Source organism: Clostridium sp. DL-VIII, assembly GCF_000230835.1.
Taxonomy (GTDB): Bacteria; Bacillota; Clostridia; order Clostridiales; family Clostridiaceae; genus Clostridium.
Genome location: NZ_CM001240.1, coordinates 2,623,529 through 2,639,036 on the forward strand (window position 1 = coordinate 2,623,529; position 15,508 = coordinate 2,639,036).

The 15,508-nt window shown below is 27.2% G+C and carries 13 protein-coding genes and 1 pseudogene; all 14 read left to right on the forward strand.

Annotated elements, in window-relative coordinates; genetic code table 11:
* Window positions 1-158 precede the first annotated feature (158 nt).
* The 14 genes and pseudogenes from CDLVIII_RS12060 to CDLVIII_RS12120 all read left to right on the forward strand — a co-directional run bounded on the left by CDLVIII_RS12060 (window position 159) and on the right by CDLVIII_RS12120 (window position 15,181).
* Complete coding sequence (locus CDLVIII_RS12060) at window positions 159-1,316, forward strand: MBL fold metallo-hydrolase (protein ID WP_009169727.1); 1,158 nt, start codon at window positions 159-161, stop codon at window positions 1,314-1,316.
* Window positions 1,317-1,319: 3 nt separating this feature from the next.
* Window positions 1,320-2,678 (forward strand): ABC-three component system protein, encoded by a 1,359-nt coding sequence (locus CDLVIII_RS12065; protein ID WP_009169728.1) that lies wholly within the window; start codon window positions 1,320-1,322, stop codon window positions 2,676-2,678.
* Window positions 2,665-3,216 carry an ABC-three component system middle component 1 gene (locus tag CDLVIII_RS12070; protein ID WP_009169729.1) on the forward strand — a complete coding sequence of 184 codons (552 nt, stop codon included), beginning with the start codon at window positions 2,665-2,667 and terminating at the stop codon, window positions 3,214-3,216. The genes CDLVIII_RS12065 and CDLVIII_RS12070 overlap by 14 nt, the downstream gene beginning before the upstream one ends.
* On the forward strand, window positions 3,213-4,892 hold the full coding sequence (locus tag CDLVIII_RS12075; protein ID WP_035301752.1) for an AAA family ATPase: 1,680 nt from the start codon (window positions 3,213-3,215) through the stop codon (window positions 4,890-4,892). The genes CDLVIII_RS12070 and CDLVIII_RS12075 overlap by 4 nt, the downstream gene beginning before the upstream one ends.
* Window positions 4,893-4,963: 71 nt before the next feature.
* On the forward strand, window positions 4,964-6,313 hold the full coding sequence (locus tag CDLVIII_RS12080) for a hypothetical protein (protein ID WP_035301754.1): 1,350 nt from the start codon (window positions 4,964-4,966) through the stop codon (window positions 6,311-6,313).
* Window positions 6,314-6,385: 72 nt separating this feature from the next.
* Window positions 6,386-8,638, forward strand: coding sequence for an ABC transporter ATP-binding protein (locus CDLVIII_RS12085; protein WP_009169730.1), 2,253 nt, complete (start codon window positions 6,386-6,388; stop codon window positions 8,636-8,638).
* Between the two features lie 2 nt (window positions 8,639-8,640).
* Window positions 8,641-9,930, forward strand: coding sequence for a hypothetical protein (locus tag CDLVIII_RS29285; RefSeq protein WP_009169731.1), 1,290 nt, complete (start codon window positions 8,641-8,643; stop codon window positions 9,928-9,930).
* 69 nt (window positions 9,931-9,999) lie between these two features.
* The gene (locus CDLVIII_RS12095) at window positions 10,000-11,514 is read left to right on the forward strand and encodes an AAA family ATPase (RefSeq protein ID WP_009169732.1); all 1,515 of its coding nucleotides are present in this window, start codon (window positions 10,000-10,002) and stop codon (window positions 11,512-11,514) included.
* On the forward strand, window positions 11,511-12,362 hold the full coding sequence (locus CDLVIII_RS12100; protein WP_009169733.1) for an HNH endonuclease: 852 nt from the start codon (window positions 11,511-11,513) through the stop codon (window positions 12,360-12,362). Before CDLVIII_RS12095 ends, CDLVIII_RS12100 begins: the two co-directional genes overlap by 4 nt.
* Window positions 12,363-12,514: 152 nt before the next feature.
* On the forward strand, window positions 12,515-12,853 hold the full coding sequence (locus CDLVIII_RS12105; RefSeq protein WP_009169734.1) for a hypothetical protein: 339 nt from the start codon (window positions 12,515-12,517) through the stop codon (window positions 12,851-12,853).
* A complete protein-coding gene (tnpB, locus tag CDLVIII_RS12110; protein WP_035302242.1) occupies window positions 12,853-13,221 on the forward strand; it encodes an IS66 family insertion sequence element accessory protein TnpB in 369 nt (122 codons plus the stop codon). Before CDLVIII_RS12105 ends, tnpB begins: the two co-directional genes overlap by 1 nt.
* A 157-nt stretch (window positions 13,222-13,378) precedes the next feature.
* A pseudogene (locus CDLVIII_RS12115) lies at window positions 13,379-14,631 on the forward strand (IS66 family transposase); the annotation flags it as partial.
* The gene (locus tag CDLVIII_RS31975) at window positions 14,629-14,916 is read left to right on the forward strand and encodes a transposase domain-containing protein (protein ID WP_242835988.1); all 288 of its coding nucleotides are present in this window, start codon (window positions 14,629-14,631) and stop codon (window positions 14,914-14,916) included. The pseudogene CDLVIII_RS12115 and the gene CDLVIII_RS31975, both read left to right, overlap by 3 nt.
* Window positions 14,903-15,181, forward strand: coding sequence for a hypothetical protein (locus CDLVIII_RS12120; RefSeq protein ID WP_009169737.1), 279 nt, complete (start codon window positions 14,903-14,905; stop codon window positions 15,179-15,181). Before CDLVIII_RS31975 ends, CDLVIII_RS12120 begins: the two co-directional genes overlap by 14 nt.
* Window positions 15,182-15,508 lie beyond the last annotated feature (327 nt).

Here is a 15,508-nt window from a genome sequence, read left to right on the forward strand (position 1 = left end):
TATAATATGTTTAGGATATTAGCACCAACTGTAGCATAATATAGAAAGTTAGATTAATTTGGATTATAATGTAATTACAAGTTTATACAGCAACTAATAGCAGAGAATTAATAAACTTAGATTCAGATATGTAGTATATATAGATAAGGAGAAAATTTATGAGTTTTAATATAAAATTTCTAAAGGCAAATGAAGGAGATTCATTCATCATTAAGTTTGGATCTAATGAAAAAACTTATAACATATTAGTAGATGGTGGAACTGGCAGGGTATACAATGAAGTTTTAAAAAATGAAATAGAGGTAATAAAAAGAGCAAAGCAATGTTTAGATTTGGTAATTGTAACCCATATAGATGATGATCATATAGGTGGGGTTTTAGAGCTGTTTACCAATTTGAAAGATAAATTAATAGATGAAAAAGATAATATAATAAAAGAAGTATGGTTTAATTCTGAACTTATAATTAAAGATAATATCGAAAAGTTAGATATTGATCCCAAGCCAATACGTCTTAAAGAAGAAAGATTAAGTAAAAAGAAAAGTGTAAAGCAAGGGATTAGCCTTGAGAAATATTTAAGCAATTTAGATTGTTGGAATAAGCAGCTAATAGAGCATGGTATTGAATTTAAGGATAAACAAATTGGAGATGGAAATATTACAGTGCTATCTCCTAGATGGAAAGGCATAGTTGATTTGAATAGGAAATGGGAGAGAGAGAAAGGCTCAGGGAAAAAGGCTAGGCATAGAACTGATTATAAGCAGACTATAGAGTCATTAGTAAAAAACGAATTTAAAGAGGATGGATCTATTACTAATAAAAGTAGCATTTCATTTATATTAGAATATAAAAATAAAAAGATACTGATGTTGGGGGACGCACATCCAACAGATATTATTGCATCTCTTAGTGAATTAGGATTTAATCAAGCAAATCCATTAAGGCTAGATTATGTTAAAATATCACATCATGGTAGTAAAGCTAATACAAATGAAAGATTGTTAAAGATCATAAGATGCAAGAAATTTATAATTAGTAGTGATGGAAGTAGTCATGGTCTTCCTAATAAAGAATGTTTGGCAAGAATAATTGATGAATTTGGAAGAAATATTAAAACTTCTGAATGTAAGAAGTTAGATATCAATATAGGGCATATTAGAATTTTAGAAAAAGAGAGTTTTAAAAAGAAAATTAAAAAAGTTAGCCAAGGAATAAATTTTTATTTTAATTACCCAATTTGGAATAACATTTTTAGCGAGGATGAAATAAAAAAGTATAAACTTAATTGTTTAGTTAAAGAGGAATTGGAGGTATAAACTGTGGATTTTTCTGAACAATATAGGAAATTATCAGTGAAGGTAACATGTAAGGACATTTTTATAGGAAGTGGGTGTCTCTTTCAAGCTGACTCAGATGAATATACTTATGTTATTACGGCAAAGCATTGTTTAGAGGGAGAAGATTTTTCGTATGAGTTTATTGAAGATCTTACTGTAAATACAGATGATGTATACAAATTTAATATCAATGATATTAAAGTGGAGAGATTTAACGATAATAGAGAATGGACAAGTTATGCTGTAAAAAATTATTTTTCTCATAATTCTCTTGATCTAGCTGTACTATTAGTAGAGAAATATTGTGATTTTGATTCTCCAATGATTGATGAATGCAGAGGAAATGATGAATTAATAATATCAGGCTTTCCATCAGAAATGGAGGAAATATTAGAAAATCCAAAAGAAAATATACAATGTCGTTTTATAGAGACTACTATAGATGGGATTTATGTAAAAACTAATGTGCCTCTAGTAAAAAAGGATGAGAAGACAGATAAACTTATAGACTATGCAGACGGATTATCAGGATCTGGTATATATAGAGAATCAGAAGAATCTTTGTTTTTGATAGGAATATTTACTGGGTTTAAAGATGAACGGTTAAGCTATGATGAGTTAGAAGCAATTAAAATTAATTTGGTAAATGAAATATTAGAGAATTATAGTCTTCCATTATTATACAACCCTAAACTAACAAGTTTTTCTGTTCATGTAGATAATGCTTATAAAGCTACACCGATTAAGATTGCATATGAACTAAAAAAGTTTTCAAATTCAATTCAAGATATAAGCCCATTGGATATAATTTCAATATTAGGATCAAGAATATTCTTCCCATATGGAAAGGAAAATCTTCTTAATGATAAGCTGTGGAGTTCGTGGTTAAAGGTAATAACATATTTGAATATTTATTATGAAGTAAGCATAGATAGAGAAGAATTTAAAAATTATGTGAGTGCCCCGCAATGCAAGTTTAAACATTATTATTGTACAAAATATGATAGATTGGAACAGATTGTTAAAGCTATGTATAAAACTATATATAATGATTTAAATAAAGAGGGATGTATTTTAATCTCAACAAATGAGGTACCAGATAAAAAATATTTAAAGAAAGAAAGGGTAAGTAGGATTTTGCCAGACATAGCGGATGAGTTGTTAGAGCAAGGTATAGATATATATAACCCTCAAACTCGTAAAAACTTGTCATGTGTACATATTAATTATTTCCAACAAATTTTATCAGATAATGATTATGATTGCATTGACGATTCAAATCAAAGACAAAGAGAAATTAAACAGTGTATAAAGGAGGTAGTGGTAAGTGTTGCAGATTGATAGGAGTAAATTAAAATTATTAGAAGAAAGTGATATGTTTCAAATTTATTCAAATTTAAGTTTAAAATGTTGGATAAGTAATAAAGATGGATTCAATATATATATTTACACAATTACTGTAGAAGATGAGGCGAAGCTTAATGAAATTTGGGAAGCATTTGTTAGCGATATAGCTGTATATGTTCAAAGCGAATTAACTAAAAATATTGAAGTTTGGAATATTTATACTATTTTCTTTGTAAAGAAAAAAATCGGTTATTCTATAAAATATAAAATAGAAGAAGATAGGTATTCAACAAGAAAAATAGTCATTGATAATTATGATAATGAGCAATATTCTAAAAAAAGTGAGGAAAATATAATCAATGAAAAACTTTTTGATTTCACAATTCAAACACAAGAACAATATGTTGAAGAGAATATGAATAATAAAGACTTATTATTATCAAATGATCCAGATCTATATAAGATTGTTTCAGGAAAGCCAATAGAAAATATTAAAGAAGCTTTAGCAAAGTACTCGGGGGTAGAATTATGAAATTAAAAAGTATTGATATAGAGGCATTTAGAGCATATAAGGATCCTGAGAGCTTTAATTTTTTATCTAGAAATGGAGATATTGCAGATTTGGTAGTAATTTATGCACCAAATGGTTTTGGTAAAACATCTTTTTTTGATGCTGTAGAATGGAGCTTTACAGATGAGATAAGAAGAATTTCAGGAAATATAGAAGTAAAAAAAATTGCGAATTTTGAAAAAGAAAATATATTAAAAAACATGTATAGTGATAAGACCTTTGGAACTATTAGAATTATTACAGATGAGAATAAGATTCTTGAAATTAATACATTGGAGATTAAGGGAAAAAGATTAACTGATTATAAGCCAGGAGAAATTGTAAGAGATGAAATTAGGACAAATGAAATTTTTAAAACATTTCATTCAAGGAATATAATAACAAGTGATAAAATAGATGAGTTTTTGAGATTTCAAAAGCCAGTTGAAAGATATAAAGTCCTTGAGGACTTTTGGGATGATAATAAGGAGTCTATAATATATTTTAATATTAATAGCATGTATAGCGAAGCAAATAAATTATATAAGGAGATAACTAATGTAATTACAAATAATAAAGAAGATGTTAATAAATTAGCATTTGTTACTAAAAAAATTGATGATATAAATAATCTTATGGATATTTATAATGATTTAACTAATGAACATCAAAAGCATATGGAATATGATATAGAAAGCAGTGAAATAAATGAATGTTTAAATTATTTTACAAATAAAAAATTACAGATTGAAAGAGAAGAAAATTTATCAGATAAAAATAAAAATGAATTAGATGAACTTGTTGTAAAGTATGAAAAATATAAATTAGAGAAAGAAGAGATAATATTATTAAATAAGAAGATTAATGAGAAAAAAATAATTGTGAGGAAATTTGATAATATTGAAGAAAGTATAAAAAAACTAAATATAGGTAATAAAAGGCTAGAACAAATTGGGTTTAGGATTAAAAATCTTTCAATATTAAAAGACAGTACTGGATTTTATATAGAAGAAACAAGTAAACTAACAAATGGAAACAAAGAAATTAGTGAATTATTAGAAAAAAAAATACATATTGCAGAAGAGACTAATAAAATTCAAAAAGAGATAGAGAAATTAAATAGAAAAATAGAAAAAAATAATTCCACAAAATTTGATATAGCAAAGACGATAGATAAAATTAATGAAAATATAGACATTTATTTTAAATGTGTAAATAAAACTCCTAAAGTTAATAGAATTATATCTAAGTTAAATGCAGTAATAGACTTAAGACAAAAAAGAATTGATAAGTATCTTAGTAGAAAAAGTGAATTAATAAATTATTTGCAATATAATAATGAAATTTTATTTTCTAATGATCTAAAGAGTGCTAAATTTAATAGATGTAAGGAATTGTATATTAATATAAAAGAAGTGCAAAAGAAAATACAGGATGTAAATATAAAGTATAAGAAATTTGTGGCTCTAGATGATAAAGTAAATGAAATAATATCAGCAGGAAGAATTTTGATCAAAGAAAATAAATTAACTAAATGTCCGTTGTGCAACAGGGATTATAAAAAATTTGAAACTTTGCTTGAAAATCTTGATTCAAATTTAGAGGATAGTTTTGGCATAAAAGAGATAGAAGAAGAACTAGTAAAAACAATGAGTTAATAGCAAATTATAATAAAGAACTAAATGAAAAACGTATAGAATTTAATAATGAGGTAACAGATGAAATTAAGGTGATTAATAAAAATTATGCACTAGAAAAAAATAAGATTGAACGCAATATGTTAGTTCTGGAAAAAGAAAACTCAAATTTAAAAGATATAAATACTAAAATTGATAACATAAAAAGAGAACTTAAAGAATTAGGAATTAAAGATGAGATTATAGAGAATACGGATTATAAAAAAATCTTTGAATTGCAAATAATTGAAATTAATAAGGATTTAATCAATGATAGCAATTTATTAAGCATATTAGAGATGGATTTAAAAAAATACAAGGATACTTATGATGAATCTGAAAGAATAATTAATATCAAAAAAATTCAAATCGAAGCAGTAATGTCTCAAGAAAAATACGTAGAAGTTCAAAATTGTTTAGATAAACTAGAAATGGAATTTGATTATAATAAAATTAATAATGAATTTATAGTTCAAAGTACTGAAATTAAAAATATAACAAAAGATAATAAAGTTTTAAGCACAAAAATAGAAGAACTGACAAATGAAACTTCTCAATATAAATATGAAGAAATTATTACAGAAATAGATACAACGAAAGCAGAAATAGAGACTAAATTTAAATTTATTGATGAATATGAAAAAATCTATAAAAAACATAGTAAATTAAATTGTGAAGATATACAATTGCAACAAGTATCAGATATGATAAAGAATGCTGATATATTAAGAAATGTAATAGAACGAAAAAAAGAGAATGTAAATCTTATTATCGAAAATATTGGATATATTACAGAAAATGAAGCAAGAATTAATTTAATTAATAAAAATAAAATAGATGTAGAAAAACAAAGAAAAATTAAAGAAACATTGGACAAACTTAATACGTATAAAGATGGGTTAGAAAAAGTTATTAATGTTAAAGTTAATTTAGCATTTAATTCAGATTGTATAAATTCTATATATAGAAGATTAGAACCACATCCTAATATGAATAATATAAAATTTGTTCCAGACTTTGTTGATGGAAAACCTACAATGAATATATATACATATAGTGATGAAGATAAGAAAAATATGAAAGCACCAATATTATATTTTAGTGCAGCACAAGTAAATATATTATCATTAAGTATATTTTTTGCGAAAGCTTTACAAAAAAGCAATGGACTTGAAACAATCTTTATGGATGAGCCGGTACAGCACTTAGATAGTATAAATATATTATCTTTTGTGGATTTAATTAGAACTGTAGCATTCGGCAAAAAGTTTAATAGACAAATGATTATTTCAACAAGTAATAGTAATTTTTATAATATTATTAAAAGAAAGCTTGATTCAGATTACTATAATTCGAAGTTTATTGAACTTGAGTCATATGGAAAAATATTAAGAGATATATAAAGTTTTTTTATTAAATAGAATACATAACATAATCTAGATTTATAAAGTATTAGATAATGGTAAGGAGAAAAAATGCAATTAGTATATATATGGGTGAAAAATTATGGATGCTTTCATGAACAAGAATTTAATTTTTATTCTAAACATAGATTTAAATTTTGCAAAAGTAGTAATGTAATTAAATATTATGATAATTCAGATAGTATTAACGAATTCTATAAAGATGAAAAAAGTAAGAATACTAACAATGGGATTAATAATCTAACAGTAATTGTTGGAAACAATGGTGCAGGAAAAACTACATTATTAAAACTTGCCTCATTAAATCTTTTTTCAATAAACCACAGCAAAGTAGATGGTATATTTATTTACTTGGATAAACACGGGAAATTTGTAATATATAATAATTTGTTATATGAGAAATCAGAGAATAATTACATAGAATTAAAAGTTGATGAACATTTTGTTGGTTTATTTAATGGTACAAGAATTAAATCATGGAATATTAAAAATGAATATGAAAACAATATTACAATGAATAAATATCTAGAAGTTCTAGAAAAAAATTACTACATATATTATTCTGATATTTTAACTGAGCCAACGTTTAGTAATAAAAGATTTGGACGAGTAAGTGATATATCAACAATAGCACTCATTGAATCAGATAAGAAAAGTGCATATGAAAATCATTATAAAGAACTAAGTGCTGACAGACTTGTTTATTTTTTTCATGAAGATTTTTATCGCCAGATTCGATTTATTTTTGACTATAAAAATACTAAGGAATTTATTAGATTTAAATTACCTGAATATGCATTAGTTAGTTTTGCAAATATTGATCCAGCAATTGACGGCATATGTAGAAAAATAGATAGCGAATATAAAAGAGAACAATATATTGATAAAAAGAGAAGTTCTTTTGTGTCAAAATTCACAAAACAGCATTTGATTGAAAGTATAATTAAAGTGGATTCGATAATTAAAAATTTTACTAGCAAAAGAGAGGATAAAATTGATAATGATGAAATAAGACAATATGATTTTGGAGCAAGGATTATAAGAGGAATTTTTACAGAGTTCATTTACTTGTTAATGCCAGGCATAGCTGGAAATTATGATAATGAATATAAGGAAATATATTTAATAATCAAATCAACAATACTTGATATGGAAAACAATTTTAAAAATATAAACAATCTGTACGATTCTATACGTAATTTCATTATTAGCATAGCTACTCTTTTTGCTGTTACAAATGGAAAAACACGAATTTCTATTGGAGAAGCTAATATTAGAGATTTCCTAAAATGTATAGAGAGTTTTAGGCGATATATAACAAATAAATATATGGAGAGAATAAACTATTATAGAGTTGACGCACAGTTTGTTCTTAAAGTTAATGATGTTGAATCTCAATTGAATGAAGAAAAAAAATATAGTGATTTAGAAGAATTTTATGAAATATACAAGAACACAGCAATTAATTTTAACTATTTAGAATTTAGTTGGCCTTTGAGCGGCGGAGAAAATCATATATTAAGTCTATTAGCAAGATTCTATTCAATAGATCAATTGAGAGAAAATAATAATAAAAATAAAATAGAAGATATAATTATACTTATAGATGAAGGGGATGTTACATTACATCCAGAATGGCAACAAGAATATATTCAGATATTAATAAAATTTCTACAGGATTTATATGAAGATTACCCAATTCAGTTAATAATAACAACACATTCACCAATAATGATTTCAGATATTCCTAATGATAATATAATATATATTACAAAAAATGATAAAGGAGAAAGTATTTCTATAACTAAAAAAGAGAAAACTTTTGGTGGCAACATATATGATATTTTCCATGATGGATTTTATTTGAAACGCAGTAGTTTTGGAATTATTGGATTATTTGCATCATCAAAAATAGAAGATGTACAGGAAAAATTAAACGTATGGGCTATTGAAATAGAGAAAGCAGAAGAAAATGCGTTAATTGAATATAAAGAGTATAAGAAAAATGGAAGATCTGATATTTTGGGTGAAACTGATATTGAAAGTATTAAAAAAAGATTAATTCAGAAAATAGATATATCAAAAAAAGAGTTGGATGAATGTAAAAAAACAATAAATATAGTAGGAGAGGATTTTGTAAGAAAGGCTCTTTTAGTAAAATTTGAAAAGATTCAGATTAAATTAAATAACAATTGGAAGTCTAACGAACTTAAGGATGTAATTAGAAAATTTGATGATTTAACACTTCTAGAAAGAGAACAATTAGTTAGATATATCATTGAAAAAAGCAAGGATGAAGAATAATTATGATAAAAATTGAATTAGATGACTTGATTGAAGAGGAACATAAGAATTACTATAATGACTTTGTAAAAGTTAATTTTGATAAATCAATATATTGCAATAAAAAAGGTGTTGAAGAGTTTAATAAAAAAAATGGTACAAGCTATGATACACGTAAAATAAAAAAAATTCATAAGGAATTTATGAATTTTTGTAAAAAGAATAGCGAAATTTTATCTACGGGAACCGTAGATGAGTTAAGAAAACTTGATAGTGAAATTAATAAAGATTATCATGACATCAAAGTATTAATTGAAAAAAAATTTAGATGTAGAGACACTGGTAAAGGAAAAGTTGACACATATCACAATTTATTATTAAAAATCTTTGGATATGAAAAATTTAGTAGCATTACAATTTGGGAATCTATTTTAGAAGTGGCAAATAAAAATATAAAAAGCAAATTATCCAAGGATAAGGAAGTTTATGATAATTTATTAGGAATTTTAGAGAAAGCAAATTTTAAATTAGCAGATAGTCAAAAGAAGGAATTAGAAAAGAAGACGAGTAATAAGGAGAGAAAAGCGTTTTTAGAATCATGCTTTACATTGGAATTAACGCTTGATAATTTTCATAAAAATAACTTCAATGGAATTTGGAATGCATATATTTTTTTATTAAACAGTAAAATAAGAGTATGCCCATATTGTAATAGACAATACATTGCGCCAATTTATACAGATTCAGGAAAGATGAGAGCCACACTCGATCACTTTTTCCCAAAAGTTAAATTTCCTTATTTTTCAATGTCTTTATATAATTTGATTCCTTCATGTGGATTTTGCAATTCATCTTTAAAAGGGAGTAAACAATTTGATGAGAATGATCTAAATCCATATGAGAAAAGTTTTGATGATTATGCTAAGTTTTACGCTAATATAATATCAAAAGACAATATTAAAATTGAAGTAATAGACACTGATAAGAAAGATGTGTATATTGAAAATTATAAAAATACATTTAAACTAGAGCATCAATATAGTTATCATACTAATCAAGTTGAAGAATTGATTTATAAACGTTTAGCATACTCTAAATCACGAATTGAAGATTTTATGGATAATGAATATAAGAAATTAGATATTACACAGAAAGAATTGATTGAAATTTTAGTAGGGTTTAAGAAGGATAAATTTAAAATAAATAATGAACCATTGGCTAAATTGAGAAGAGATGTTGCTATACAACTAGGTTTTTTTGAAGATTCAGAGAGTACATATATCAAAGAACTGAAAAAAATATTAAATAAATGATATGAACTATGATTTATGTAGGTGATATTATTTAAATATTAATAATAGTGATTATAGTAGGAGAGCAATATGAAATATATAGTATTGGGTACCAATCAAGAACATAAAATTGGATTAACAAGTAATACCGCATATTTGATTGAAGATCAATGGGATGATTGGTTTAAATATAGCACAATGTATGATTTATGGGTAGTTAATGAAAATAAAGAAAAGGTATGGATAGGAAAAGTAAAAATAGGACAGGTTGATATGAAGTCAGATCAGAGAAGACCTGATATACGAAACACTTTTAATCAACTAGGCGAGGTGTTTTTTTCATTAGGACAAGATGATTATTATTATGAAAGAATTAAAGAGCTTGGAGATGACTTGAGAGATGAAATACTTAATAATCTTAATGATATGGCTAAAAATGAAAAAATATTTGATAAGTATATAGGATTAAATGTAACACAGAATTCATTATTAAGAGGTATTTCAACTAAAACAGTTATAGAGCAATTTAGGAGAATTGCAAAAGGAGGGGCGAGATTAACCAGTTATAGCTTTAGATATCAGGCTGCAATAAGCAAAGAATTGGATATAAAATCAATGGAGCTTTCATTTGATATTAAACCGAAGTCTAATCCACCAACAAATATTCAAGTATTAATAGGAAGGAATGGGGTTGGAAAAACACATTTGATAAACAATATGATTAACTCTATAGTTAATTCGATAGAAAATGAGGAGTATGGAAGTTTTACTTCAGAAGAAGATTCAACAGATATTTTTTCAAAAGTAGTTTTTGTTTCATTTAGTGCATTTGATGAGGAGTTGAATATTGAGAAGAAAAAGATGCCGTATATAAAAATAGGTCTTCCTGAGAAGATTAATCAAGAGACTCTAGTAAATTTTTTTACCGAAAATATTTTAGAGTGTTTAAGAGGAATGAAAAAAGAATTGCTAATAAAAACACTTCAAATATTACAGTCGGATCCAATATTTAATGAGTCAGGAATTGTTGAGTTATGTAGCGAAAGTAGATTCTCATCTGAAGCAGAGAAAGAGGATTTTAAGAATCAAAGTAAAAAAATATTTAAAAGATTTAGTTCGGGACACAAAATAATTATTTTAACCGTAGCTACACTTATACAAACTGTCGAAGAAAAGACCCTTGTATTTCTGGATGAACCTGAGGCTCATCTTCACCCACCATTGTTGGCGTCATTTGTGAGGGCTTTATCGGAATTACTTATGGAGAGAAATGGAGTTGCAATAATAGTTACTCATTCGCCTGTAATTTTACAGGAAGTTCCTAAGAAATGTGTATGGAAGATGAGAAGAACAGGAAAAGTTGCAATAGCAGAGAGATTGAAAATGGAATCCTTCGGCGAAAACATAGCGTCTTTAACGGCAGAAGTATTTGGGCTAGAAGTTACACACTCAGGATATCATAATCTTTTAGAAGAAGCTGTAAGAAAATATGGGGATTACGATACTATAATAAATAAGTTCGAAGGACAATTAGGTATGGAAGCGAGAGCTATTTTAAAGGTGTTAATTGCAGTGGAAAATGAGAAGGAGCATAACCAAGAATGATAAAACTTAAGAAACCGGATGATAATGTAAAAGATGTTTTTAATGATTGTATAAGCAATTTCCGAGAAGAATTTAAAGAAAAATTAGAAAAATGTTTGGATGATGTTATATCTAAAACTGATGAATATGAAGAAAAAATATCTAATAGAAAAGTCCACTATCTGGCAACTCATCAAAAATTACAAGGGTTATCAAAAGAAGATATGATTAAAGTATACGAACAGAAGATGGCTAAGTCTGGCCAACCTGGGAGAAAATATTATGATAAATTTATGTCTATACCACAATATGGAGTTTGTCCATATTGTGGACAAGGAATAGTGTCAACATTAGACCATTATCTCCCGAAGACAAAATTTGTTTCATTAATAGTAACTCCTTCAAATTTGATACCATCGTGTAAAGATTGTAACAAAGCAAAAACAGATGATGTATTTACATCCTATGCAGATACAATTTTAAATCCATATTTCGATGATTTGGGCGAAGAAATTTGGTTGGAAGCTAAAGTTATCAAGGATGATAAAAATGATTTTGTATTAACGTATAATGTTATAAAGCCAGATAAATGGAGTAATGAATTGTTTGAGAGGGTTAAAAATCATTTTAAAGTTTTTGGATTAAATAGACTATACAGTTCTCACGCAGCTCAAAGATTAATAGGAATTAAAAGAAAACTTATAAATTTACATAATACATTAGGATTGGATAGTGTATTGAAAGATTTAAAGGAAAATGTTGAAGCATGTTCATATGATCCTAATTCTTGGGAATGTGCAATGTATAGAGAGTTATTAAAAAATTCATGGGTTCATGAAGCATGGTTAGAATTACATAAACGTGAATAAATATAAGTGAATTAGATTTTATAAATAAACAAAGAACGCATTTCAATAAAATGAAAGCGTTCTTTTGTAAGCGCTGGAACAAATACCGTCATGAAAATAGACCTTCAATTTGATATGCTTTAATAAAGTAAATCAGATTGGAGGTTTTTAATATGGCATCCACAAATGAAAATCTGCTCCTGTGGGAGCAACGGATCAAAGAAAGAAATGAAAGTGGTATGACAGTCAAAGAATGGTGTGAAAAGAAAGGAATTAGTAAACATAAATATAATTATTGGAATCACAAAATACTAACTAGAAAAGAAAAGCCTGTTGAAGAAATAACATTTACTGAAATTACCCCAATCCTTTCAGAAAATGATAATCTAGTATCAAAGTCAAATAAATATGATGATTTTCACATACTCTATAAAGATATAAAGGTTACGATTCCAAGCAATTTTAATCAAAATTCTTTAGCAGGACTAATGAAGGTTCTGCAAGAATTATGATGCAGCATATAGCCGATGGGGCGGAGCACATATATCTTGCACTCGGTGCCACCGATTTTCGCAAGCAGCAAAACGGACTAGCCGCATTGGTTTCATTGAAATTTAAGCTTAATCCATACTCTGGTACAAGTGTTTTCTTATTTTGCAATAAAAGGCACACCTCTCTTAGAGCACTTAGATGGGACAAAAATGGATTTATATTAGTTACAAAGTTTCTTTCTGATGACATGAAATTTCAGTGGCCAAAAAATGAAGGAGAAGTACGTGATATAACAAAACGTCAAATGGAATGGCTTTTAGATGGGCTACAAATTGATCAGAAAAAAGCACATCGAGAAAGGATTGACACTACGGGGATGATTTTCTAAAATCGTCTAAAAAGCTAGTAAAATAGCCACTTTTCTGGTATAATATAAGTAGAGAATTAACTAGAAGGGAGCCTTTGCTATGCAGTTTTTAGATAAGAAAGATTTACGAATTAAAGAACTTGAAAATGAAAATAAAAAACTGCAAGAAAAGGTGAATATGTTAGAACATAATGTTGAACTTCTTACTCAAGCGGTTTTGCATGCATCAAAACAACGTTTTGGGGCGTCAAGTGAAAAAACTCCTAAAATAGATGGGCAATGCTCTCTTTTTGGTGAAACATATGATGAAATTCTAGATGAAAGTAAAATTATAAATATTAAAGAACATAAAAGACCTGTAAGAAAAAAAGGTGACAGAGAAAAATTAATTAAGGCACTGCCACACGAAGTAGTTGAATGTGTTCTTAATGATGAAGAAGCTTTTTGCAAAATCTGTGGAAGTGATCTTAAAGTAATTGGAAAGAAAAAAGTAAGATCAGAAATGGAATATATTCCAGCAAAGCTGATAATAAAAGATTATGTTCAATATGTATACAAATGTGTTGAGTGTGGGAAAAATGATATAAATCCATATGATTCCATATATTGTGCACCTGTACCAGTACCTGTGCTTACGCATTCCGTTGCTTCGCCTTCAATTATAGCCTGGCTAATGTATCAAAAGTATATGATGTCTATGCCGTTATACCGTCAGGAAAAAGATTTTAAAAGGATGGGTGCTGAACTTAAAAGAGATATGATGGCAAATTGGATAATACATAGCTCTGAATATTGGCTAAAGCCCCTATATGAACTCATGCATAAACAATTATTAAAGTGCAGTATTATCATGAGTGATGAGACAACATGGCAGGTAAACAAGGAAAAAGATAAGAAAGCCTCTAGTAAATCATATATATGGATACATAGAACTGGGGACTGTGAAGGTCCGCCAGTAATTCTATATCAATATACTAGCAGTCGTTCTGGAGATCATGCAAAAGCTTTTTTAGATGGATTCAATGGTTATCATGTAAGTGATGCGTATGCAGGATATGAGAAAGTTGAAGGAATCACTAGATGCTTGTGCTTTAGCCATCTAAGAAGATATTATCTTGATGCTATTCCACTAGATTCTGGTAAGAAAGAGATTCCAGGATCCGGCGGAGCCATTGGACGGGCTTATTGTGATAAACTCTTTAAATTCGAAAGAAAATGGAAAGAGTTATCTCCAGAAGAAAGAAAAAATAACAGGATTATATATAGTATCCCTATATTGGATGCCTTTTTTGCATGGGCAGAAAAAACAGTTACAAAACAAGAGCCATTAAGAAGGCTCTGTATTATACATTAAATCATAAAGAATATTTTTCAAACTTCTTGCTTGATGGAAGAATACCTTTATCAAATAATTTATCTGAAATTGCTGTGAAACCAGTAGCAATTACAAGAAAAAATTCGTTATTTTCAGATTCGCCAGCTGGGGCGGAAGCGTCAGCAATTATATTTAGCATTATAAATACAGCCGCAGCTAATAATCTAGATGCATACAAGTATTTGGAGTATATATTCCGCAATTTACCTAATATTAATTTTACATCAAACGATTCTGTTCTTGAAGAATATTTACCATGGGCAGATCAAGTGCGACTTGAATGCAAAATAAATACAGAAGAAACTAACCCAAAGGAGGAAAATAGAAGTGAGTCAGCCTAATATAGACTATATGATGAATATGACTAAAGAATTTCTTAGCGGAAGAATTGACGAAATAGCTTATACTCTAGATTTTCCATATGAACTTGAAAAAAGATACAATAAAATGCACAGAGAAGATGATGATTATTGTGAATTGATATATGAATGTCTTTATGAAGAAGGAATAGCTATTTTTAATGACTTATCAGATTCTGAATTTAAAAAACTTATTCGAAAACAATATAACTACATAAAGAAAATTGCAAAAGAAGGTTTTTATTAAAAAAGTAGCTTCTCAAGTTCCTGAGAAGCTACTTTTTTTCAATACGGCAGGTGTTCCACCGCTTACGTTTTTATATAAATAAGGCAAGGAATGTGCTATTAGATTAACTTAAAAAACTCTATAAAAAATATGGGAAAATTAAGGCTATTTTGTAAAAATTGAAGTATAATAAGGATATATTATTTATAGATAACTAATATATCCTTATTATATTGAAAGTTTTATTTCAAACATAGTACAAGTTAAAGTAGTAGAAGAAAAATTACTATTTAAATACAGATTATGATTTTTGTTAATGTCTATTATTATATTTTTAGGCTAGGAGGG